Annotated in this window: 21 protein-coding genes and 1 tRNA gene; 13 read left to right on the forward strand and 9 right to left on the reverse strand. The window is 64.5% G+C overall.

The annotated features are described in order from the left end of the window. Positions 1 to 56 precede the first annotated feature (56 nt). Together ACT4ML_RS19010 and msrA are read right to left on the reverse strand one after the other, a co-directional pair. The gene (locus ACT4ML_RS19010) at positions 57 to 1,076 is read right to left on the reverse strand and encodes a hypothetical protein (RefSeq protein ID WP_444722277.1); all 1,020 of its coding nucleotides are present in this window, start codon (positions 1,074 to 1,076) and stop codon (positions 57 to 59) included. Positions 1,077 to 1,231: 155 nt separating this feature from the next. Then, on the reverse strand, positions 1,232 to 1,762 hold the full coding sequence (msrA, locus tag ACT4ML_RS19015; protein WP_444722278.1) for a peptide-methionine (S)-S-oxide reductase MsrA: 531 nt from the start codon (positions 1,760 to 1,762) through the stop codon (positions 1,232 to 1,234). A gap of 120 nt (positions 1,763 to 1,882) precedes the next feature. On the opposite strand from msrA, the gene ACT4ML_RS19020 reads away from it, so the two are divergent. Beyond that, complete coding sequence (locus ACT4ML_RS19020) at positions 1,883 to 2,653, forward strand: enoyl-CoA hydratase/isomerase family protein (protein WP_444722279.1); 771 nt, start codon at positions 1,883 to 1,885, stop codon at positions 2,651 to 2,653. An 81-nt stretch (positions 2,654 to 2,734) separates the two neighbouring features. Here ACT4ML_RS19020 and ACT4ML_RS19025 read toward each other — a convergent pair whose 3' ends face one another. After that, positions 2,735 to 3,400 (reverse strand): 2,5-diamino-6-(ribosylamino)-4(3H)-pyrimidinone 5'-phosphate reductase, encoded by a 666-nt coding sequence (locus tag ACT4ML_RS19025; protein ID WP_444722280.1) that lies wholly within the window; start codon positions 3,398 to 3,400, stop codon positions 2,735 to 2,737. 174 nt (positions 3,401 to 3,574) lie between these two features. On the opposite strand from ACT4ML_RS19025, the gene ACT4ML_RS19030 reads away from it, so the two are divergent. From ACT4ML_RS19030 to ACT4ML_RS19050, 5 genes are all read left to right on the forward strand, one after another. Continuing rightward, the gene (locus ACT4ML_RS19030) at positions 3,575 to 4,264 is read left to right on the forward strand and encodes a metallophosphoesterase family protein (protein WP_444722281.1); all 690 of its coding nucleotides are present in this window, start codon (positions 3,575 to 3,577) and stop codon (positions 4,262 to 4,264) included. Between the two features lie 21 nt (positions 4,265 to 4,285). Next, complete coding sequence (ppk1, locus tag ACT4ML_RS19035; RefSeq protein ID WP_444722282.1) at positions 4,286 to 6,796, forward strand: polyphosphate kinase 1; 2,511 nt, start codon at positions 4,286 to 4,288, stop codon at positions 6,794 to 6,796. Positions 6,797 to 7,060: 264 nt separating this feature from the next. Next, the gene (locus ACT4ML_RS19040; RefSeq protein WP_444722283.1) at positions 7,061 to 7,288 is read left to right on the forward strand and encodes a DUF7511 domain-containing protein; all 228 of its coding nucleotides are present in this window, start codon (positions 7,061 to 7,063) and stop codon (positions 7,286 to 7,288) included. A 274-nt stretch (positions 7,289 to 7,562) separates the two neighbouring features. After that, positions 7,563 to 8,558, forward strand: a complete 996-nt coding sequence (locus ACT4ML_RS19045; RefSeq protein ID WP_444722284.1) for a PhoU domain-containing protein — start codon at positions 7,563 to 7,565, stop codon at positions 8,556 to 8,558. A 105-nt stretch (positions 8,559 to 8,663) separates the two neighbouring features. Beyond that, on the forward strand, positions 8,664 to 9,647 hold the full coding sequence (locus tag ACT4ML_RS19050) for an aldo/keto reductase (RefSeq protein WP_444722285.1): 984 nt from the start codon (positions 8,664 to 8,666) through the stop codon (positions 9,645 to 9,647). A gap of 89 nt (positions 9,648 to 9,736) precedes the next feature. Here ACT4ML_RS19050 and ACT4ML_RS19055 read toward each other — a convergent pair whose 3' ends face one another. From ACT4ML_RS19055 to ACT4ML_RS19065, 3 genes are all read right to left on the reverse strand, one after another. Next, the gene (locus tag ACT4ML_RS19055; protein WP_138244553.1) at positions 9,737 to 10,108 is read right to left on the reverse strand and encodes a 30S ribosomal protein S8e; all 372 of its coding nucleotides are present in this window, start codon (positions 10,106 to 10,108) and stop codon (positions 9,737 to 9,739) included. A gap of 203 nt (positions 10,109 to 10,311) precedes the next feature. Next, a complete protein-coding gene (locus tag ACT4ML_RS19060; protein ID WP_444722286.1) occupies positions 10,312 to 11,799 on the reverse strand; it encodes an outer membrane protein assembly factor BamB family protein in 1,488 nt (495 codons plus the stop codon). Between the two features lie 3 nt (positions 11,800 to 11,802). After that, a complete protein-coding gene (locus tag ACT4ML_RS19065; protein ID WP_444722287.1) occupies positions 11,803 to 14,058 on the reverse strand; it encodes an NADP-dependent malic enzyme in 2,256 nt (751 codons plus the stop codon). 153 nt (positions 14,059 to 14,211) lie between these two features. On the opposite strand from ACT4ML_RS19065, the gene ACT4ML_RS19070 reads away from it, so the two are divergent. Next, complete coding sequence (locus ACT4ML_RS19070; RefSeq protein ID WP_444722288.1) at positions 14,212 to 14,679, forward strand: phosphopantetheine adenylyltransferase; 468 nt, start codon at positions 14,212 to 14,214, stop codon at positions 14,677 to 14,679. A gap of 200 nt (positions 14,680 to 14,879) precedes the next feature. Here the strand turns inward: ACT4ML_RS19070 and ACT4ML_RS19075 are convergent, their stop codons facing one another. Beyond that, on the reverse strand, positions 14,880 to 15,188 hold the full coding sequence (locus ACT4ML_RS19075) for a transcription initiation factor IIB family protein (RefSeq protein ID WP_444722289.1): 309 nt from the start codon (positions 15,186 to 15,188) through the stop codon (positions 14,880 to 14,882). Between the two features lie 233 nt (positions 15,189 to 15,421). On the opposite strand from ACT4ML_RS19075, the gene ACT4ML_RS19080 reads away from it, so the two are divergent. From ACT4ML_RS19080 to ACT4ML_RS19095, 4 genes are all read left to right on the forward strand, one after another. After that, positions 15,422 to 15,595: a hypothetical protein gene (locus ACT4ML_RS19080; protein ID WP_006431372.1), complete on the forward strand. Its 174-nt coding sequence runs from the start codon at positions 15,422 to 15,424 to the stop codon at positions 15,593 to 15,595. A gap of 46 nt (positions 15,596 to 15,641) precedes the next feature. After that, positions 15,642 to 15,726 (forward strand) — tRNA-Leu (locus ACT4ML_RS19085). 541 nt (positions 15,727 to 16,267) lie between these two features. Then, the gene (dacZ, locus tag ACT4ML_RS19090; RefSeq protein WP_138244548.1) at positions 16,268 to 17,080 is read left to right on the forward strand and encodes a diadenylate cyclase DacZ; all 813 of its coding nucleotides are present in this window, start codon (positions 16,268 to 16,270) and stop codon (positions 17,078 to 17,080) included. A 1-nt stretch (position 17,081) separates the two neighbouring features. After that, positions 17,082 to 17,849, forward strand: a complete 768-nt coding sequence (locus ACT4ML_RS19095; protein ID WP_006431370.1) for a mechanosensitive ion channel family protein — start codon at positions 17,082 to 17,084, stop codon at positions 17,847 to 17,849. Between the two features lie 65 nt (positions 17,850 to 17,914). Here the strand turns inward: ACT4ML_RS19095 and ACT4ML_RS19100 are convergent, their stop codons facing one another. Further along, positions 17,915 to 18,736: a nucleoside phosphorylase gene (locus tag ACT4ML_RS19100; RefSeq protein WP_444722290.1), complete on the reverse strand. Its 822-nt coding sequence runs from the start codon at positions 18,734 to 18,736 to the stop codon at positions 17,915 to 17,917. Between the two features lie 60 nt (positions 18,737 to 18,796). Between ACT4ML_RS19100 and ACT4ML_RS19105 the strand changes: the two genes are divergently transcribed. Continuing rightward, positions 18,797 to 19,231 carry a DUF488 domain-containing protein gene (locus ACT4ML_RS19105; protein WP_444722291.1) on the forward strand — a complete coding sequence of 145 codons (435 nt, stop codon included), beginning with the start codon at positions 18,797 to 18,799 and terminating at the stop codon, positions 19,229 to 19,231. A gap of 193 nt (positions 19,232 to 19,424) precedes the next feature. Next, positions 19,425 to 20,474, forward strand: a complete 1,050-nt coding sequence (locus ACT4ML_RS19110; protein ID WP_444722292.1) for an RNA-guided endonuclease TnpB family protein — start codon at positions 19,425 to 19,427, stop codon at positions 20,472 to 20,474. Between the two features lie 240 nt (positions 20,475 to 20,714). Here ACT4ML_RS19110 and cdd read toward each other — a convergent pair whose 3' ends face one another. Continuing rightward, positions 20,715 to 21,113, reverse strand: coding sequence for a cytidine deaminase (cdd, locus tag ACT4ML_RS19115; protein ID WP_444722293.1), 399 nt, complete (start codon positions 21,111 to 21,113; stop codon positions 20,715 to 20,717). Positions 21,114 to 21,160 lie beyond the last annotated feature (47 nt).

Raw genomic sequence — 21,160 nt, forward strand, 5'->3', positions numbered from 1 at the left:
GAAACCGTCGCGCCGGGACGAGCGGCGTTCCGACTCGAGTGTGAACCGATCGCTCGTCACCGGTACCCCAGTACTCGGAGCTTTTCGGTCACTTCTTCTTCGTCCATCCGAGCGGACTCGATCGGCGCCTCTTCGACGGTCCGCCTCCGATCGTCGCTGTCGACGATGTGCCACGGGACCCGTCGCAACTCGTCGGCCGCCAGGTACTCGAAGTGGCCGTATTTTCTGTCCGTGAACGGCAGGAGCCGTTCACCCAGCAGCTCGCCGTGGTCGGCGGAGATAACGGATTTTCCGGGGAGCTCTCGGGTCAACTGCTCGGCGTACGGAAGGACGAGTTCGAGGGTTTCGGCGTACGCTCGACGGAGGTCAACGATGTCGATATCGAACGCGTCGTCCTCGACGACGCGGTACAGTTGCACGTTCAACGCGCCGAACCGATTCCCGCGACCGCCGCGTGAAAGCGACGAGAGATCACCCTCGGACGCGATCTGCTGGTAGATCTCCAGCCCGGTCTCGCCGATGAGCGGAACGTGTGGCTGGAGGAAGTGGACGATCAGCCGCTTTCGCGGATGCCGCTCGTGGGCTTCGATCGCCTTCTCGACGACGGTTTCCGGACGGATGACGTAACTGTCCTCCAGTATCTCGGGGTTCGTGATCGCGTCCGCGTCGACGGCTTCGGCCTCCGTGACCGGTTCGGGCGGCACCGTGTAAATCGCGTGAAACACGTCGTCGCCGATGTCGGCCGTGAACGCGTTCCCGCTGACGTAGACGGTATCGTGATGGGTCTCTCCCGAGAAGTTCGCGTCGATCCACCCCGGGCTGCTCGAGCCGGCGGACAGCCGGGACTCGAGGGTGCCGTCGATCCGATTGCGGGCCGCGAAGGCGTCGTATCGACAGGCGTCGAGTATCAGCAGGTCGTCCCAGTCTTCCGCCATTACGTCGACGCCGTCCCCGTGGCGGAGCTCGTAGGCGGTCCGATGGGCCGACCAGAGGTACTTGCAAAGCTCCGTCCAGACGAGGTCGGGGTTGCGGAGGCCTTTCCGGACGCTCCCCAGCGAATACTTTGTGAGCGGCATTCCCACGTTAGGATGTCTCGGCAAATCCGATATAGTGCAGGGGTGGACCCGCAAGCACTGAGAGAACCGCCGCCGTCTCTCGAAGAAGAGTGGGAAACTCCGTTCCGCGTTTTCGGGATCACGCCACTGGGTATCCGTCTCCGCTGACGGTCTCCCTAGTGTTCCGCGGCGACGTTCTCGGCGAACTTCTCGCGGACCTTCTCGACTTTCGGGGCCGCGTGCATCGTACAGTAGGCGTCGTTGGGATTCTTCTCGAAGTAGTCCTGATGCTTCTCCTCGGCGCGGTAGAACGTCTCGAGCGGCTCTAACTCGGTCACCACGTCGTCATCGTACTCGGAGTCGAGCGCGTCGATGTAGGCCTCGGCCTGGGTCCGTTGGTCGTCGTCGTGATACAGGACGATGGAGCGATACTGGGTTCCGACGTCCGGTCCCTGTCGATTGAGTTGCGTCGGGTCGTGGGTCGCGAAGAACACCTCGAGCAGTTCGTCATAGCTGATTGCGTCGGGATCGTATTCGACCTGTACGACCTCCGCGTGCCCGGTGTTCCCGGAACAGACCTCGCGGTAGGAGGGGTCGTCGGCGTGTCCGCCGGCATAGCCGGATGTGACCGAGTCGACGCCCTCGAGTTCCTTCATCGCCGCTTCGGTACACCAGAAACACCCGCCGCCGAACGTGGCTCGTTCCATGGTCAGTCGTAGGGCGCGACCGAGGAAAGATGTGACGGGTGGCCGTCGGGCGGCGCGACGACACTGGTCGCGGTCGCCGCCGTGCGAACTGATTTGACGGAGGCTAGCAAACGCCGGACTATGTCGTGGGACACAGTTCGACTCGAGTGGGACGACGACGTGGCGACGCTGACCGTGGACCGACCCGACGCGCTCAACGCCTTGAACGTCGCGACGCTCGAGGCGATGGGTGAAGCCCTCGAGGAAGCGGCCGCCGAAGACGCGCGGGCGCTCGTCCTGACGGGGGCCGGCGACGCGTTCATCGCCGGCGCGGACATCACCTACATGCAGGACCTCTCCGCGGAGGCGGCACAGGAGTGGGGCGAACTCGGCCACGACGTGGCCGACGCGCTCAAGGCGTTTCCCGCGCCGACGATCGCGGCGGTCAACGGCTACGCGTTCGGCGGCGGCTGCGAGATGGCGCTGGCCTGTGACCTGCGGGTCGCCGGCGAGTCGGCGCTGATCGGCAACACCGAGATCGATCTCGGAATCATCCCCGGCTGGGGAGCCACCCAGCGGCTGCCGCGGCTGGTCGGCGACGCGACCGCGCGCCGGATGATCTTCCTCGGCGAGCGACTCGACGCCGACTCGGCCGCCGAGGCGGGCCTGTTCGGCGAGGTCGTGGCGGACGACGAACTCGAGACGGTCGCCGGCGAGTTGGCCGAGCGGATCGCTTCGAAACCGGCCTTCGCGATGCGGACCGCCAAGCAGGCGCTCAATCGGGGCTACGAGGGCTCGCAGGAAAGCGGCCTCGCGTACGAGAAACGCGCCTTCGCGAGCCTCTTCGGCACGCACGACCAGCGTGAGGGGATGGCGGCGTTCGTCGAGGATCGGGAGCCGGAGTTCGAGTAACTTATAGTAGCCACTGAAACGATGCACACACTGATCGCAACGTCGTCTGGCGATCAGGAACGCATTGACTTTCAGTGGCTACTACCGGTCGTCGACGCGCCACGTGAGCACGACCCCGTCATCGAGCCGGTCGACCGCCTCGAGGTCGAGCGCCGGGAACTCGGCGACGAACCCCTCGCCGTCGGCCAGCGTCGGCGCGTCGCGGCCGCCGATGATCGTCGGGCCGACGAACACCCGGAGTTCGTCGACCAGTCCGGCCTCGAACAGCGAGAAGATGAGTTCGCCGCCGCCTTCGACCATGATCTGCTCGAGGCCGGCCTCCTGCAGCGCCGCGAACGCGCGCAGGAGGTCGACCCGGTCGTCGCCGGCCGTAATCAACTCGGCGCCGTCGGCGAGGTCCATCCGGCGATCGACGGGTGCGGCCTCGCTCAGACAGACGTAGGTCGCCGCCGCGTCGTCGAGGACCGCCGCGTCGGTCGGCGTGCGCCCGCTCGAGTCGACGACGACCCGCGCGGGGTTCGCCGGCCGGCCGTCCTCGCGGCGCTTGGCCCGCAGCTCGTCGTCTTTGACGGTCAGGTGCGGATCGTCCGCGAGGACGGTGCCGACGCCGACCGCGACGGCGTCGCTCTCGGCGCGCAGCCGGTCGACGCGCGCGAAGTCGTCCGCGCCGCTGATCGCGATCTGCTCGCGCCGGCGCGAGGAGAGCTTGCCGTCTGCGCTCACGGCGGCGTTGACGATGACGTACATATCCGTGCTGTGGCGGGGATCGTACAGAAATCCCCCGGTCTCGACACTGCGGTTCGACGCGGCGTACGCCACGAATTCGCCGTCTCGTGACCGCTATGCGGTGCTATATAGCGTACAATACGGAACATATAAACGACTTATCCGGTTTCGCCTGAGGGTTCGAACGCATAACACGTGACGACCGCCAACTCCGCGTTCGACGACACGGTATCGTTCGACCACCGGCACATCGACCTCGAGAACCGAGACGACGTCTACGTCGTCGGCGACGTCCACGGCTGTCTGGACGAACTCGAGGCGCTGCTGGGAACGCTCGACCTCGGCGCGAACGACCTCGCCGTGTTCGTCGGTGATCTGGTCCGAAAGGGGCCGGAGAGCAAAGCCGTTCTCGACCGCGTCAGGCGGTCACCGCGGCTGGTCTCTGTCCGCGGCAACAACGAGCGAAAGCTGCTCGAGGGCGACGCCTCGCTGCCGGCGCTCGACGCGGTCGATTACCAGTACATCGAGTCGCTTCCGACGGCGATTTCGTGGGACGGCGGGCTCGTCGTTCACGGCGGGGTCGATCCGAGCCGACCGCTGTCGGGACACTCGGGCGACGACGTGCTGACGATGCGGTCGCCGGACGGCGACGGCTACGACGGCCCGTTCTGGTTCGAGACCTACGAGGGGCCGCCGCGGGTCTTTTTCGGCCACACGGTCCTCGAAGAGCCGATCGAGCGGGAGTGGGCGGTCGGACTCGATACGGGCTGTGTCTACGGCGGCGACCTCACGGCCTACGACGTCCGCCGCGACGAGTTGCGCAGCGTCTCCGGGACGGGGCACGTGGAGCGGCCGTCCGAGAAATTCGTCGCGGCAGATGGCTGACCGCGACGGGGGGATTTCGGGATGAACGAACGAGATTCGGAAGCGAACGACGAGGCAGTATCGACTACGGAGGAACAGGCAACCGACGAGGCGGCGAGCGGACGCACGGAGTTCGCGTTCCGGTCGTTATTCGACGGCGGAGACGCGGAAGACGACACGGAGACCGATGCCCGCTCGCCCGCTCGAGACGGGTGGGGAGAGGACAGCGAATCGGCCGCCGAAGCCGACGGGGTCGAACTGGACCCCGATTCGATGCCGGATGGCGAGGCAACGACCGATGCCATTCCGGGGACGGATGAACTCGGGGAATCCGAGGAAATCGACGAATCCGACGAGTCCACCGACACCGTCGAGACCGAGTGTACCGATGCGACCGACGGAGTCCACTGGGAAGCGGACCCGGATCGGAACGAGTTACCGGTCGTCAGGTCAGACGACGCGGAGACATCCCGGGCGGATGTCGACCTCTCGGACCCGTCGTACTACCTGAACCGCGAGCTCAGCGAACTCGCCTTTCAGCGCCGCGTCCTCCACGAGGTGCTGGACGCGGACAACCCGCTGTTAGAGCGCGTGAAGTTCCTCGCGATCGTCACGACGAACTTAGACGAGTTCTTCCGCAAGCGCGTCGGCGGACTGAAACAACAGATCGCGGCCGGCGTCACCGAGGAGACGCCGGACGGCCGTACGCCCCGCGAGCAGTGGGAAGCGGCCCTCGAGGAGGCCCGGCTGCTGTTCGAACGGCAGGCCGCGTGTTACCGCGAGGAGATCCAGCCGGCGCTGGCCGACGCGGGGATCCACATCGTCGACTACGACGACCTCACGGTCGTCGAGCGCCAGCAACTGCGCGAGTACTTCGAGAGTTCCGTCCTGCCGACCCTGACCCCGCTGACGTTCGATCCGGCCCACCCGTTCCCGTTCATCTCGAACCAGAGCCTCTCGCTCGCGGTGCTGACGCGGGAACGACCCGGTGCGGAACTGACCTTCTCCCGCGTGAAGATCCCGCGCAACCAGCTCCGGTTCGTCCAGTTCGGCGACGACACCCGGTACGTCCTCTTGGAGGACATCGTCCGAGCGAACCTCGATCTGCTCTTCCCGGACGTCGAAGTCGTCGACACCGCCCTCTTCCGGGTGACGCGCAACGCCGAGGTCAGACGCGACGAGGAGGTCGCCGAGGACCTGATCGAGATGATCGAGGAAGTCATCGAGGAACGGCGCTTTGCAACCGCCGTCCGGCTCGAGATCGAGCCCGACGCGCCCGAGCGGATCCGCGAGATCCTCACGCGCGAGTTGGACCTCGACGACCGGGAGGTGTTCGACCTCGAGGGCCCGCTCGACTATCGGGACTTCGCCGACCTGACCGATCTCGATCGGCCCGCGTTGAAACTCCCCGAGTGGTCGCCACAGCCCCACCCGCGGCTGGGGCGCTGTGAAGACGCGACGAACGTGTTCGACGCGATCGGCGACGACGACGTGCTCGTCCACCACCCGTATCACTCCTTCGAGGCGACCGTCCAGCGGTTCCTCGAGGCGGCGGCCAACGATCCCGACGTGCTCGCGATCAAGGCGGCGATCTATCGGACCGCGAGCGATTCACAGATCATCGAGAGCCTGATCGAGGCCGCTCGCAACGGCAAGCAGGTCGCCGTCATGGTCGAACTCAAGGCCCGCTTCGACGAGGAGAACAACCTCGAGTGGGCGAAGAAACTCGAGGAGGAAGGGATCCACGTCGCCTACGGGACGATCGGCTACAAGACCCACACGAAGACCTCGCTGGTCGTCCGCGAGGAAGCCGACGGGGTGCGGCTCTACTCGCATATCGGAACCGGCAACTACCACTCCGAGACCGCGAAGAGCTACGAGGATTTAGGACTGCTGACGGCCGACCGCGATATCGGACAGGACCTCGTCAAGCTCTTTAACTACTTCACCGGTCACTCGATGCACCGGGACTACCGGGAACTGCTCATCGCCCCGGGGAACATGCGCGATCGCTTCGTCGACCTCGTCCGCGCCGAAGCCGAGCGCGCACGCAACGGCGAAGACGCGCGCATCGTCGCCAAGATGAACCGCTTGGAGGACCCGGAAATGGTCCGGGAACTCTACGAGGCGTCGATGGCCGGCGTCGACATCGATCTCATCGTCCGGGACATCTGCCGGCTCCGGCCCGGGATCGAGGGCGTCAGCGACACGATCGACGTCTACAGCGTCGTCGGTCGCTTCCTCGAGCACTCGCGGATCTTTTACTTCCGAGCGGGGGGCGACGACCGATACTACATCGGCTCGGCCGACTGGATGACCCGCAACCTCGACAATCGGGTCGAAGCGATCACGCCGATCGACGATCCGCGACTTCAACGGCGGCTCAACGAGGTTCTCGAGACGCTGCTCTCGGACGATCAGAACCGGTGGGTGATGCGATCGGATGGGAGCTACGAGCGGTGCCAGCCCGCGGGAGACGGTTCGACGACGAACGTCCACGAGACGTTCATGCGGTCCGCACTCGACGACGTGCGGACCAGCGCTCGAAAGTAGCGACTCGAGCCGCGAGGTCGGTCTCGACGGCAGTATCCGGTGCGTAGTGCTTTCTCGCGTATCGTTTCTCAGCACGTAGTCGACGGATACGTGCACTCGATCGCCCCTGCTCGTCCCGCTCGATACCTCGGTAAACACCGGACTCCCGGCAGTCAGCGGCACTGATACGGAGCCCCTATGACCCGTATGGATCTCTCAATATAACAATTAGCAGTGGCTTTGTACGTATCACCGGTCCCTTTCCATACGCGACTGCCCCCGACCATGACCGGATCCACCAACGATTACGACGATCAGTCATCCCGAAAGCGACTGGCCGCGGCCACGCAGTACTCCGACGAAACGATCGACCTCGAGTCGATCGTCGTCCGATACGAGAACCGACCCGATCGGTGTACGATCACGCCGCGTGAGTGTCCCGAGGCGGAGCGGATGACGACGTGGCTGTCGGCGAACACCAGCGTCGTCGTCGACCTCGCTGACGTTCGGTAATCCGGCCCAGTGCCATCTCGGATCGAGTCCGAGGATCGGTCGTCGGTTCGCCGTTCTCGAGTGCAACGGTTCGGACTTGACTGGTTCGATAGTCGATCTCCGTCTGTACGGCCCCTCTATATATCTCTATATATGTCAACCGTTATCGATTGAGGTGTACTGACCAATGGGTACCGAAAATGCCGATATAAGGCCACTCTCCGAGGATAAATCGATAATCCATATGGCTCTATAGACTAGTGGATTTATATTGTTGCAGTCGGAACCCGTTCGTATGGAGACGCGAAAGGTTCAGGTGACGGGAGGGTCGACCTTCACCGTCTCGTTGCCGAAGACCTGGGCGACGGACAACGATGTCAGCAGCGGAACCACAGTCGAATTCTACCCCGAAGGGGACGAACTCCTCCTGACGCCCGAACGGGAGACGCGCCGCGAGGAAGGGACCATCGACGTCTCGGGACTCGAGGGCGAAGAACTGATGCGAGCCGTGATGACGATGTACGTCAGCGGGTTCGACGTAATCTCGCTCGAGGCGGGCCGGATCACGACCGAGCAACGCAGCGCGATCCGCGATGCGACCCAGCGACTGGTCGGCGTCGAAGTCTTAGAGGAGACGGGCGACAGCGTGGTCATTCAGGACCTGCTCGACTCCTCGGAACTCTCGATCGTCAACGCCGTCACGCGCATGCGCCTGATCGCTCAATCGATGCTCGAAGACGCGGTGACCGCACTGATCGAGAACGACGACGACATCGCGTACGACGTGATCGATCGCGACGACGACGTCGACCGGCTCTGGCTGGTCGTCTCGCGGATCTTCCGCGCGACGCTGCGCTCGCCTCGCGCGGTCGAGGAACTCGGCGTCTCTCGCGAGGACTGCTTCGACTTCCACTCGAGTGCTCGCCAACTCGAGCGGATCGCCGACCACGCCGTCAAGATCAGCGACATCGCGCTCAAGCTCGACGACCTCCCCGCCGACGTAGCCGACGCGATCCACGGCCTTCACGCCGAAGCCGCGACCGTCTTCGAGCAGTCGATGGACGCGCTATTCGCCGAGGAAGCCGACGAAGCGAATCGGCTCGGCCACGACGCCCTCGCGGCCGTCGTCGACATCGACGAACACACGCGTCAGATCGACGACATGCTTCGCGATCTCGAGCCCGCACAGGCCCAGTCGCTGGGGCTGATCGTCGACTCGCTGTCCAGAAGTGCCGACTACGGCGGCAACATCGCCGAGACGGCGTTACAGAAGGCCGCACCGCGGCCCTGAGTCGCGCTCGGAAATCACGCGGACCCGCGGACTCGTTTTCCGTCGTATCAGTCCCCGAAGGTATCCGTGGTGGCTTTACCCACCGCCGAGCCGAGAGACGACAGTATGGAGTATACGCGTCTCGGCGCAACGGGGCTGGAAGTCTCCCGGCTCTGTCTCGGCTGCATGAACTTCGGAACCGACCAGCCGTGGATGGTCCACGATCGCGAGCAGGCCCGCGCGGTGATCGACCGCGCCCTCGAGCTCGGAATCAACGTCTTCGACACGGCGAACGTCTACTCACAGGGCGAGAGCGAGGAGATCGTGGGCGCGGCCCTCGCCGATTCCGACCGCGATCGATCGGAACTCGTCGTCGCGACGAAGGTGTACGGCCGGATGCACGAGGGACCGAACGGGGAGGGTCTCTCCCGCAAACACGTCCTCGAGCAGGCCGACGCGAGCCTCGAGCGGCTGGGAACCGACTACATCGACCTCTACCAGATCCACCGCTGGGACGACGAGACGCCGATCGAGGAGACGCTCTCGGCGCTCGATTCCCTCGTCGACGCGGGCGACGTGCGCTACGTCGGCGCGAGCACGATGCCGGCGTGGAAGTTCATGAAGGCGCTCTCTGCGGCCGACGTCGACAATCACGAGCGCTTCGTCTCGATGCAGTGTGAGTACAACCTCGTCGATCGCCACGAGGAGGCGAACGTCTTGCCGCTGTGTGCCGAGCAGGATATCGGCGTCCTCCCGTGGTCGCCGCTGGCCGGCGGCTTTCTGACGGGCAAATACGAACGAGACGAAGACCCCGATTCGGGTCGGGCCGCGACGGACGAGTTCATGCGGAAACGCTTCACCGACGAGAACTGGGCGGTCCTCGAGCACGTCCGCGACATCGCCGATGCCCACGACGCGACGCCGGCACAGGTCGCGATCGCGTGGTTGCTCCGCAAGGATACCGTCGACGCACCCATCGTCGGCCCGCGGACGATCGACCACCTCGAGGACGCCGTCGGCGCGCTCGAGATCGAACTCAGCGACCGGGAGATCGAGCGGGTCGAAGCACCGATCACACCGGTCTGGAACCCCGACATCGGGGACGTCTGATCGACCCCAGAGAGAGCTGACGGCTGAAAGACGAGCCGCTACCGGACGACACGCTTACGAGTTACGGCGAATCGAAAATGGGATCGACGTTACTCGAGGAGAACGGCGTTGACCTGACCGGTCTGTCCGGGACGGGAGGTAACGCGAGCCTGCCCCTCGCTCGTCTCGATGACGGCGCCCTTCGTGATGATGTTCCGGCGGATGTAGTTCGGGTTGGCGTCGTTCTCGACGACGTCTTCGATCTCCGCGGAGACCGTCTCGCCGCCCTTGTTGACGCTCGCGACGTCCGTCGAGAGCGCTCGCGTCTTCGTGACGTTCCCGCGAGCGTCGACGGTTCGGAATCGCTGGTCGCCGACTTCCGTCTCGGTCGGGAGTCGACCGAGTTCGTCCTTGCGGCGCTTCCGAACGTTCTTCAGTCGACCACCGGTTCGCTTGCGCGTAGAGCGTCCCTGATCTTGCATACCCGGTAAAAATCCGGGCGTATACTTGAATGCACTGCTACGACCTTTTGCTCTGCGGGCGCGGCTTCGCCGCGCCCTCGGCAAAACGTCGATGAAAAGCACTCCTCCCTCTGTTCCGGGCCGCTTCGCGGCCCTCCACATCGGTCGTCGGCCCGCTCGCTCAGCCTTCGGCTTCGCTCGCGGTGATTAACGGTGGACCGCACTCATTCGTCCGGCACCAGACAGTAGGCGTGGCCGCGCTCCTCGAGTTCCGTTTCCTCCTCGTCGTCGTAATAGTTCGAGAAGACGCCCCGTTCGGCGTAGTAGATGCGGCCGTCTCGCGGGATCGCACCGCTGGTCACGTGGCCGCGGTTCTCGACCCGCCAGCGCCGCTCGCCGGTCTCTCTATCGAGGGCGTACAGGTGGGTGTCGTAGGTGCCGACGAGAATCGTGTCCGCGGTCGCGGTTATCGACCCGATGACGCGACCGCCGACGTTCGTCGCCCACAGTTCGTCGCCGGTGTCGGTATCGAGGGCGTACACGCGCCGGTCGTCGCTTCCGACGTAGACGACTCCGTCCTCGGGATCGATCGCCGGATTCGACATGACGATGTCGCCGGTCTGGAACGACCACTCCTCGCTGCCGTCCTCGAGATCGAGGCGGTAGAAACGGCCGTCCCACGAGCCGACGAAGGCCGCGCCGTCGTAGACCGGGATTGTCCCCTTGATCTGCGCGCCGAGGTTGAACCGGCCGCCCGCCATTGGATCGCCGTCGGGGCCGCCCTCGCCGCCGGCCTGAAACGACCACGCGAACTCGAGGGAGGGGAACTCCCAGCAGTAGACGACGCCGTCGTTCGAGCCGGTGACGAGCCGGCCGGCCCGGCAGTCGATCGCTGGTGAGGGATGGGGCATCCCCCAGATGCGGTCGTCGCTCCACGTGGGGGTCCCGGTCGCGGCGTCGATCTCCCAGAGCGTGCCGCTGGCGGGATCGCTGTGCTCGGTGAGCAGGTACAGGTTGCCGTCGATGTAGGCGGGACTCGAGCCGATCGCGATCGCGTTGCCGAACTCGCGGGCCGACGTTCGCCAGATCACGTCACCGGAGGCGATATCGATGGCGTAGCAGTCGCCGTCGTAGCCGCCGATGTAGGCGGTGCCGTCGACGATCGCCGGTGTCCCGTGAAAGCCGAGGCTTCTGGACGCGCCGGTATCGATTCGCCACCGGCGGTCTCCGGTCGGCGTGACGGCGTCGATTCGGCCAGTGTCGCTCGCGACGAGGATGGTCTCGCCGTCCGGTGTCGGTCGGGGGGTCGACTTGGCCGCGGTGTGACCGATCCCGTTGGTCGGGAACGACCAGTCGACGCGAACGGCAGACGGGACGGTCTCCTCGGGGTAGTAGCCGTACCGGCGCAGGCCGCGTCGAAACATCGAGATGTCGTCGTCTGCCGGAAGCGGGACGTAGCCGTCCGCTCCGGCGGCCGAAACGACCGACGAACAGTCCGGTGGCGAACGGTACCGTCGTCCGGTACAACCGGCGAGCCCGATCGTCCCGGCGGTCCCCGCGGTACAGAGGAGTCGCCGCCTCGAGAGCCGCGTGTCGCCGGCGTCACGGCTGTGTCGCTCCGCGACGGCCGTTGCCGAGGATCGATCGGCGTTGGCGTCTCGGCGGCCGGGACTCGAGTCGGCGTCCCGTTGGTCGGCGGCGTCCTCGCTCACGCGTTACTCCTGTTGGGCGTCGACGACCGCCACGCCCGCCAGATTCACGATGTCCTTGACCTCGTCGCCCCGCTGGAGGACGTGGACCGGCTTGTCCATCCCGACCAGCATCGGGCCGATGGCGTCGGCCCCGCCGAGTCGCTGGAGCAGCTTGTAGCCGATGTTGCCCGACTCGAGGTTGGGGAAGACCAGCACGTTCGCGGGCTCGTCGAGTTCGGAGAAGCCGTAGGTGCCCTCGAGGATGTCCTCGACGACGGCGGTGTCGGCCTGCATCTCGCCGTCGACCGTGAAGTCGACTTCGGGGTCGTCCTGTAACATCGCGGCCGCCTTGCGCGGCTTTCGGGTTCCCTCGTTGTCGACGCTGCCGAAGTTGGAGTACGAGAGCAGGGCCGCTCGCGGCTCGATGTTGAACCGTCGCGCCAGCTTGCCGGTCTGCTTGGTGACCTCGGCGAGGACCTCCTCGTCGGGGTCCTGATTGACCGTCGCGTCGGCGATGAAAATCACGCGGTTCTTGAACGTGAGCATGTAGACGCCGGCGGCGTAGTCGACGTCGTCGTCGGTGCCGACGACCTGCAGCGGCGGTCGCAGCGCCGAGGGGTAGTGATGGGAGAGGCCGGTCAGCAAGGCGTCGGCGTCGCCCTGTTCGACCATCACGCTCCCGAAGTAGTTCGTATCGCGTTCGATGAGTTCGCCGGCCTCGCTGCGCGTGATGCCCTTGCGGGCGCGGAGTTCGTGGAGCCGGTCGGCGTACTCCTCGTAGTCGCCGACGGACGGATCGGCGACCTGTGGCTCGAAGTCCAGCCCGAGGTTCGCGGCCGTCCCCTTGATCTCGTCTTCGTCGCCGATCAGGACCGGCAGGGCGATCCCCTGCTCCTGGATCTGGTAGGCCGCCCGGATCATCTTCTCGTTTTCGCCCTCCGCGAGCGCGACCGTCTTGGGGTCGCTCTTGGCCTTGTTGAGGACGACGCGCATCATCTCGCGGGACTTCCCGAGGCGGGCCTCGAGTCGTTCCTCGTACTCCTCGAGGTCGATTTCGGTGCGAGCGGCACCGGACTCCATCGCGGCTTCGGCGATCGAGGGCGCGACGCGGAAGAGCACGCGGGGATCGACGGGCTTCGGGATGATGTAGTCGGGGCCGTACTGAATCGGCTCGTCGCCGTAGGCCTTGACGACCGCGTCGGGCACGTCCTGTCGGGCGAGTTCGGCCAGCGCCTCGGCGCAGGCGACCTTCATCTCCTCGTTGATCTCGGTCGCGCGCACGTCGAGCGCCCCGCGGAAGATGAAGGGGAACCCGAGGACGTTGTTGACCTGATTCGGGTAGTCCGAGCGGCCGGTGGCCATGATGACGGTGTCGTCGCGGGCCGCCTTGGCCTCCTCGTAGCCGATCTCGGGGTCGGGGTTGGCCATCGCGAAGACGATCGGATCCTCGGCCATGGACTGGATCATCTCCTGGGAGACGATGCCGCCGATCGAGAGGCCGACGAAGACGTCCGCGCCTTCCATCGCGTCCGCCAGCCCGCCCTCGGGCAGATCGCGGGCGAACTGCTGTTTGTACTCGTTGATATCGCCCTCCGCCGCGCGCTCCTCGGTGATGATCCCCGAGGAGTCACACATCGTGATGTTTTCCTTCTGTACGCCCAGCGACTCGTAGAAGCGAGCCGACGCGATCGCGCTCGCGCCGGCACCGGAGAAGACGACCTCGAGTTCCTCGAGGCTCTTCCCGGCGATGTCGGCGGCGTTGAGCAGCGCCGCACCCGAGATGATCGCGGTGCCGTGCTGGTCGTCGTGGAAGACGGGAATGTCGATCTCCTCGCGCAGGCGCTCCTCGATGGTGAAACAGCCCGGCGCCTTGATGTCCTCCAAGTTGACGCCGCCGAAGGTCGGCTCCATCATCTTGATGGCCTCGACGATCTTGTCGGGGTCGGCCTCGTCGAGTTCAACGTCGAAGACGTCGATGTCGGCGAAGCGCTTGAACAGCACGCCTTTGCCTTCCATGACGGGCTTGGAGGCCTGTGCGCCGATGTCGCCGAGTCCGAGCACGGCCGAACCGTTCGAGACGACGCCGACGAGGTTGCCCTTCGCCGTGTAGCTGTAGGCATCGGTCTCGTCCTCGTCGATCTCGAGACACGGCGCGGCGACGCCGGGCGAGTACGCGAGCGAGAGGTCCCGCTGCGTGTTCGTCGGTTTCGTGGTCGAAATCTCGATCTTTCCGGGTGGATCGGTCCGGTGGTACTCCAGTGCGTCCTCGTCTAGTCCCATACCGGGTGACACTGCAGGGGACTACTAAAAACAATGCGAAGGGGAGTTTCGACAGTCGTCGAACCTCCGCGGTCGGAACGGGCTCCAAGACGCCCCCGCGAGAAAATACGGCGTTTCGACCGTTTTATACGCACCGCGGCAGTGAAGTGGGGTATGGACGTCGCGCTTGGTGGGACCTTCGACCCCGTTCATGACGGCCACCGGCGGCTGTTCGAACGGGCGTTCGAACTCGGGGACGTGACCGTCGGGTTGACCAGCGACGAACTCGCGCCGAAGACACGAGACGTCGACCGACGCGTCCGCTCCTACGACGAACGGAGCGCCGACCTCGAGACCGAACTCGAGTCGATCGCGGCCGATTACGACCGCGAATTCGAGGTCCGCATGCTCGAGTCGCCGACGGGAATCGCGACCGAACCCCAGTACGACTACCTCGTCGTCTCCCCCGAGACCCGCGAGGGCGGCGAGCGGATCAACGAGATCCGACGCGAGCGCGGCCACGACCCGCTCGAGGTCGTCGTCGTCCCGCACGTGCTCGCCGACGACGGCGACATCATCTCGAGCACCCGGATCGTCAACGGCGAGATCGACGAACACGGAAATATCGTCACCGACGACTGACGCGGCCGCCGACCGATACGAGTCAAGCCTACCGATCGACGTGGGCTGGTCAGTTGGCGCGGCGAAGAGCGCGATACTGCTCGAACGACGCTTCTGATGGCAATTTCCGATAGAAACACCCCGGTACGTTCGTTCTCGTATCGTATACTTATGCGAACCCAGTCCGCCACTGTGCGGGTAACAGTCCCTGTACGAGCGTCTTACCACCGCGGCGGCTCGAGTCCGGCCGACTCGAGGAGGTCCTTCCAGCGCGATTGGATCGAGAGCCGAGAGACGTCTGCGGCCTCGGCGACCGCCCCCTGCGTGCGGCCGTCACCGGCGACGAGCGAGCCGGCATAGAGGCTGGCGGCCAACACCGCTCGTTTCGAGCGATCGGCCGCAGGAACGTCGGCGAGGAAGAGATCGACCGCACACGACCGCGCTTGCGATGAGAGCTCCAGTCGGTCGGCGACGGCCTCGAGTTCCTCGAGCCACGGTTCGTACTCGACGCGATCCCGGGCGCTGTGCATACGAACGGCTACCGGAGCGGCCGGCATAAACGTACGGACCGCGGCCTCGGCGACACCGGTCACCCGGCGCGAGGCCGCGGCGTCCACCAATGGTCCACTACGGACGGCAACGTTCAGATACGAATACCTCGGAAATACGGCCGTTCTCGGTCGATTTCACTAGGAGACGACTACTAAACCAGCCGTCAGCCGAAGGTGAGACCAGCACCCGTCGCGGCGGCGGTCCGACCTCTATGAAAGAGCCAACCTGCAAACTCGTCTGTACCGGCTGCGGGCTCGAGATGCCCTACCGGGAGCGGTCGCTGGCCGAACAGGCCGCGGAGCTACACCAGCTTCGGGACCCGGAACACGTGACGTTTATCGTCCCGCCGGATTGGTCACCGGAGGAGCCGGTCAAACACAGCTAACTCGGACCGACAGGTACTTACTCGATTCGCGAAAATCGGGATACGAGCGCGGGTAGCCAAGCTAGGCCAACGGCGCAGCGCTTAGGACGCTGTCCCGTAGGGGTCCGCCGGTTCGAATCCGGTCCCGCGCATTGCTGTCGCGAGCAAACTCGCGAGCGACAGCGATGGCCGACCGGTTCGAACCCTGCAAGGAACACGCAGCGACCATCGGGAGCGAGCATTTCTTGCTTCGGTTCGAATCCGGTCCCGCGCACTGAACGAGTTTTCGAGTGAAGGAGCAGGAGCGGATTCGCGGCCCAGAGGACAAGCGAAGCGATGTCCTCGAGGTTCGAATCCGGTCCCGCGCGTTTTCACAGCGAAACTCTCGAGAACCGTAAAACTCGACGATCGGTTCGAATTCTGGTAATCACAGCACGAGCGGCACCAAGAACCCCATTCTTCACCCGATGCGAATCCGGTCCCGATATGACCGCATCCTCGAGCGACCGCAAAAATAGACAGACAAGGTACAGAGCCGGGAACGAGTTCACGGGCGACTCGGGCCACGCGCTGTGATCGATCCAGCCGATAGGTGCCGATCGCTAATTACGCCCGTCCGAATCGGAGAATATCGGCAGACACGCGTCAGACACTCCATAACGCTTATTCACGCAGGCCCGGGTTGTATCATCAATGGCCGGGTTAGACGACGTGTTCGGGGAGCTCTTTGCGAGTGTCGATGCAGTTGTGCTCTTTTCGCCCAGCGGCTCGTACTACGAACGGTTCGCAGATGTCGAGGACCTCGACGTGGTCGTCGTCGGCACCGAAAACGCCGTCGGCGCGGAGACGTTCGTCGAACTCCCCCTCGAGTTCGAGGAGATCACCGACCGGATTCGGTTCGGTCTCGAGGGCGCACTCGAGCAGGGCGTGATCGAGGACGGCGACGACCTCGCCTGTGCGACGAGCGTTTTCAGCGACAGTATCGATACGGTCTCTCGGGTCCGGGCGGATGCGGAGACCCAGACGGGGATCTACGACCTGTTCGTCAAATCCCGCGCGGACCCGGAAGTGGTCAAGGCGGTCCTCGAGCTGGCGATCGAACTGGGACAGAAGGGCCAGAAGGGGAAGCCGGTCGGCGCGCTGTTCGTCGTCGGTGACGCGGGGAAGGTGATGAACAAGTCCCGCCCGCTCTCGTACAACCCCTTCGAGAAGTCCCACGTCCACGTCGGCGATCCGATCGTCAACGTCATGCTGAAGGAGTTCTCGCGGCTCGACGGCGCCTTTATCATCTCCGATGCGGGGAAGATCGTCTCGGCCTATCGCTACCTCGAGCCGTCGGCGGAGGGGGTCGACATGCCGAAGGGACTCGGCGCGCGACACATGGCCGGCGGTGCGATCACCCGGGATACGAACGCCATTTCGATCGTGCTCTCCGAGAGCGACGGGCTCGTCCGGGCGTTCAAGGCCGGTGAACTTATTTTGGAGGTCGATCCGGAGGCGTACTGATATGGTAGCGTGGCAGCCGCTGTTCAACGAGCCGGCCGTGATAGCGGCGGCGGTACTGGCGCTCGGGTTCGTCGTCGGCTACCTCGTCGGGCGGCTCAACGAGGAACTGCTCTCGGCCTCGGGAGTGCCCGAGGCCGTCGAGGGGACGCCGTTCGAGCGGACGGCTCAGTCGATCGGCACCTCGACCGTCGAGATCGTCGCGCGCCTGAGTTCGTGGTTCATCTACGGGATCGCGGTCCTGACCGCGATCCACATCGCGCAGTTGCTCGATACGGACGCCTTCTGGCTTCGTGTCACGGAGTTCATCCCGCAGCTGTTCATCGCCGTTCTCGTGCTCATTCTGGGATTCATCGTCGCGGACAAGTCGGAGCTGATCGTCAGCGAGTACCTGCGCGGCGTCAAGCTCCCCGAGGTGTCGGTCATCCCGAAACTGGTGAAGTACTCGGTGCTGTACGTGACCTTCATCATCGCGCTCGGGCAGGTCGGCGTCCACGTGCTGGCCCTGCTGATCCTGCTGACGGTCTACGCGGTCGGCATCGTCATCGTCGGTACCGTCGCGTTCAAGGACTTCCTCGTCTCGAGTGCAGCGGGGATCTATCTGTTGCTCAACCAGCCCTACGGGATCGGCGACGAGATCCGGATCGGCGATCAGACGGGCATCGTCCAGGAGGTCGACCTGTTCGTCACCAAGATCGAGGACGATTCCGAGGAGTACATCGTCCCGAACCGGAAGGTCTTCGAGAACGGGATCGTCCGGATGCGGGACTGACCGGACGCGTCAATTGGCGGGACGCATTGATTCTGTAGATTCCTCGAGCGGGAAGACAGCTATCGCTACTCGAGCGAGAGGCCGGCGTGCCAGCGGTCGACGCCGGCCTCGCGTTTGACTGCGTCCATTTTCGCCAAGAGTTGCGTTGCGAGCGACGCCGTCTCGGCGGCGCGAGATTCGCCTTCGGTCCTGAACTCGCCGGTTTCGCGGTTGGCGTAGACGGTACAGACCGCACCCGCACGGAGTCCGTACAGGTTCGCGATCGTCAGGACGGCGCTGGCCTCCATCTCGATGTTCGTGACGTTCGCTTCTTTGAGTTCGTCGAGCAGGTCGTCCGCGCCGGCGGCTTCGAAGCCGTCGAAGCCGGGCCGGCCCTGCCCGGCGTAGAACGAGTCCGCGCTCATCGTGATACCGGTGTGGTAGTCGTAGCCGAGCCGTTCGGCGGCGGCGACCAGCGCGGAGACGACCTCGTGATCGGCGGCGGCCGGGTAGTCCGGCCGGACGTACTCGTCGCTGGTTCCCTCTTGGCGGACCGCACCCGTCGTGATCACCAGATCGCCGACAGCCATCTCGGGCTGGATCGCCCCGCAGGAGCCGACCCGAACGAAGGTGTCGACGCCGACTCGAGCCAGTTCCTCGACGGCGATCGCGGCGGAGGGACTGCCGATGCCGGTCGACGTGACCGAGATCGGCGTTTCCTCGTACGTGCCCGTCGCCGTCCGGTACTCGCGGTGGTGAGCCCGGATCTCGTGGTCGTCCCAGAAGGCGACGATCTTCTCGAGGCGTTCGGGATTGCCGGGGAGGAGCACGGTGTCGGCTACGTCCTCGGGACCGACCTCGAGGTGGTACTGGACATCGGCGTTCGGGTCTTCGCTGTCGCGAGCCATTGAGTACCGGCGGTTCGATCCGACGGTGTATATAAATGCGGGGCACACGTGGCTCCTGATATGGAACGCGGGACGCTCGCGGACACCTACGTCGCGGCGATCCAGCACGGTCTCGCCGAGTTGCCGGCGGACGCGACGCGCGTCGGCGTCGTCCGCCAGCCGACATCGTGGTTTCACTCGGCCGTCGACGAGAACCGGCCCGAACTCGGCCCGCCGGCCGACCTGCTCGAGGAGATGCGCGACGCCGCAGAGGAGATGAAGATGCAGGGGCTCTGCGAGGAGGGCGCACACAACGCCGCGTGGGATCGGGTCGGGTTCGAGGACGCGTACCGGGAGTATCTCGAGGACTCGAGCGAGGCGCGGGACGCGATCGCGACGCTTGCCGATCGGCTGGCCGCCGGCGAATCGCTGGCACTGGTCTGTTTCGAGAACACCGAGAAAAAGCGGTGTCACCGGACGATTCTCAGGGAGTTCCTCGAGGAGACGACATCGTAGCGTGGGCGCGGTCGTGGGGCCCCGCGGAATACGAATACGGTCCGGAACCGCCGCCCCGTTACGGAAGTGCGAGGAGAAAGCCCCGCCCTTTAGGGCGGGGATGAATCCGACAGTCGATGACACAAACCACCGACGATAGCATGGCCTGCTATTCCAACAGATATTTAAGATATTTCACATAATTGCAAATGTAATGGTCACGGTGACTGTCACCGCGAAGTTCCACAACCCATCCCTCTCACGGCGGAAAGAGTGGCAACACGCCTCTTGCCTCTATCGTGATACCAAACAGTTCTGTATCGGCGGATGGGAGAACGGCGACTTCGGGAAATCCGTGACCACGGCCAGCATCGACAACGAACTCTATTCAGCTATTCAGAACCAAGCCATTCGAGAGGCGAAATCCGACCACAACAAGGACGGGGAGGTTCGCTACCGAGAGAGTCAACCGCTCGCCGTCAACAACCAGAACTGGGAACTCGACACAACCGAGAACGGTACAGTTGTCGTCGGCTTCCCGTGCGTCTTCCAGTGGTGGTACACCCCGATAGAGGTGTACGACGACATTGCCGACCCCGTAGACCGACTGGTCAAAGGAGACGTCGACAAGTCTCGTCTACAGGTCTACCGTCGCGGAGACGACTGGTATTGTACGTTCAACATCGAGTACGACGCCGACACGTCGGGTGAGACACCCATCGGCGTCGATATTGGCGAACGACACATCCTCGCTGTGACGGCCTACGGCGAAGACGAGTCGATGCTGGTGTCGGGTGGTGAGGCGAAGTACGTTCGACGCAAATATCGTTCCCTACGCGAGTCGCTTTCGGAAGCGGGTGCGCTTCGCGCACGCAACCGTGTGGGTGACAAAGAACAGCGTCGAATCAAGGACTTGAACCACAAACTCTCCCGTCGCCTCATCACGTTCGCGGAACAGTTCGAGAATCCCGTCATTCGGCTGGAAGACCTCGAAGGTATCCGTGAGAACAGTTCGTGGTCGGGTGTCCATTCGTGGCATTTCCACCAACTCCAACAGTTCATTACGTACAAAGCCGAACGTGCTGGTATACGTGTCGAAACGGTTGATGCGTACCATACCAGCCAGCGGTGTTCGGAGTGCGGTTCGATGGGAACCCGTGATGGCGACCACTTTTCCTGTTCAGAGTGCAACCGTGGACGCCACGCCGACCTGAACGCTTCGGAGAACATCGCACAGCGGGAGGGTGAACCATGCACGGCCTAACACTTCGGGTGAGGCGAACCGTGCTACCTCGTTGGTTGAATAGCCAGCCGTCATTGACGCCCGTTGTATGCGGGGAGGAAGGCCCTATTGACAGGGCTACACGCGCTGAAAAGCACACCGATGGTCACAACTCGGTGGCGACCTTCAACGTTCCACGCGAAAGCGTACTTGAGAACCAAGGAAACGCGCAACCTGAATATCCCCGTCGGGGAATCCTCGCCCTTTAGGGCGGGGAGGATGTCAATCGAGCGTTTCCTGTGTGATCGTGTTCGGCAACAGTTCCCCGAGCGTGTACTCGCTGGGATCCTCGTCCTCACCCTCGTCGCAGATGACGACGAGGTCGTCGTCGCAGAACTCGGCGAGGGTCTGGCGACACATCCCGCAGGGCGTGACGGCGTCCCGGCGGCCGGAGCTGACCGCGAGCCGCGAAAACTCGCGGTGGCCGTTCTTGACCGCCTCCGCGACCGCGACCTCCTCGGCGTGGAGGCTGTTGCTGAAGTTCGCGTTCTCGAGGTTACAGCCGACGAAGACCTCGCCGTCGTCGGTCTCGAGGGCGGCGCCGACCGGGTACTCGGAATAGGGGACGTGAGCCCGTTCCTGAACGTCGCGAGCGGCGTCGATGAGGTCGTGTGCAGTCACGACGGGTGATAGCTCGAGCGGGTGTAAGAAGGCATCGACCGGTGGGT

The organism is Natrinema sp. LN54, assembly GCF_052439245.1.
Taxonomy (GTDB): domain Archaea; phylum Halobacteriota; class Halobacteria; order Halobacteriales; family Natrialbaceae; genus Natrinema; species Natrinema versiforme_A.

What these genes read in the sequence shown, in the direction of transcription:
- ACT4ML_RS19010 (WP_444722277.1), bottom strand. Translation starts at nt 1,076, where the DNA reads ATGCCGCTCACAAAGTATTCGCTGGGGAGCGTCCGGAAAGGCCTCCGC.
- msrA (WP_444722278.1), bottom strand. Translation starts at nt 1,762, where the DNA reads ATGGAACGAGCCACGTTCGGCGGCGGGTGTTTCTGGTGTACCGAAGCG.
- ACT4ML_RS19020 (WP_444722279.1), top strand. Translation starts at nt 1,883, where the DNA reads ATGTCGTGGGACACAGTTCGACTCGAGTGGGACGACGACGTGGCGACG.
- ACT4ML_RS19025 (WP_444722280.1), bottom strand. Translation starts at nt 3,400, where the DNA reads ATGTACGTCATCGTCAACGCCGCCGTGAGCGCAGACGGCAAGCTCTCC.
- ppk1 (WP_444722282.1), top strand. Translation starts at nt 4,286, where the DNA reads ATGAACGAACGAGATTCGGAAGCGAACGACGAGGCAGTATCGACTACG.
- ACT4ML_RS19040 (WP_444722283.1), top strand. Translation starts at nt 7,061, where the DNA reads ATGACCGGATCCACCAACGATTACGACGATCAGTCATCCCGAAAGCGA.
- ACT4ML_RS19045 (WP_444722284.1), top strand. Translation starts at nt 7,563, where the DNA reads ATGGAGACGCGAAAGGTTCAGGTGACGGGAGGGTCGACCTTCACCGTC.
- ACT4ML_RS19050 (WP_444722285.1), top strand. Translation starts at nt 8,664, where the DNA reads ATGGAGTATACGCGTCTCGGCGCAACGGGGCTGGAAGTCTCCCGGCTC.
- ACT4ML_RS19055 (WP_138244553.1), bottom strand. Translation starts at nt 10,108, where the DNA reads ATGCAAGATCAGGGACGCTCTACGCGCAAGCGAACCGGTGGTCGACTG.
- ACT4ML_RS19065 (WP_444722287.1), bottom strand. Translation starts at nt 14,058, where the DNA reads ATGGGACTAGACGAGGACGCACTGGAGTACCACCGGACCGATCCACCC.
- ACT4ML_RS19070 (WP_444722288.1), top strand. Translation starts at nt 14,212, where the DNA reads ATGGACGTCGCGCTTGGTGGGACCTTCGACCCCGTTCATGACGGCCAC.
- ACT4ML_RS19075 (WP_444722289.1), bottom strand. Translation starts at nt 15,188, where the DNA reads ATGCACAGCGCCCGGGATCGCGTCGAGTACGAACCGTGGCTCGAGGAA.
- ACT4ML_RS19080 (WP_006431372.1), top strand. Translation starts at nt 15,422, where the DNA reads ATGAAAGAGCCAACCTGCAAACTCGTCTGTACCGGCTGCGGGCTCGAG.
- dacZ (WP_138244548.1), top strand. Translation starts at nt 16,268, where the DNA reads ATGGCCGGGTTAGACGACGTGTTCGGGGAGCTCTTTGCGAGTGTCGAT.
- ACT4ML_RS19095 (WP_006431370.1), top strand. Translation starts at nt 17,082, where the DNA reads ATGGTAGCGTGGCAGCCGCTGTTCAACGAGCCGGCCGTGATAGCGGCG.
- ACT4ML_RS19100 (WP_444722290.1), bottom strand. Translation starts at nt 18,736, where the DNA reads ATGGCTCGCGACAGCGAAGACCCGAACGCCGATGTCCAGTACCACCTC.
- ACT4ML_RS19105 (WP_444722291.1), top strand. Translation starts at nt 18,797, where the DNA reads ATGGAACGCGGGACGCTCGCGGACACCTACGTCGCGGCGATCCAGCAC.
- ACT4ML_RS19110 (WP_444722292.1), top strand. Translation starts at nt 19,425, where the DNA reads ATGGTCACGGTGACTGTCACCGCGAAGTTCCACAACCCATCCCTCTCA.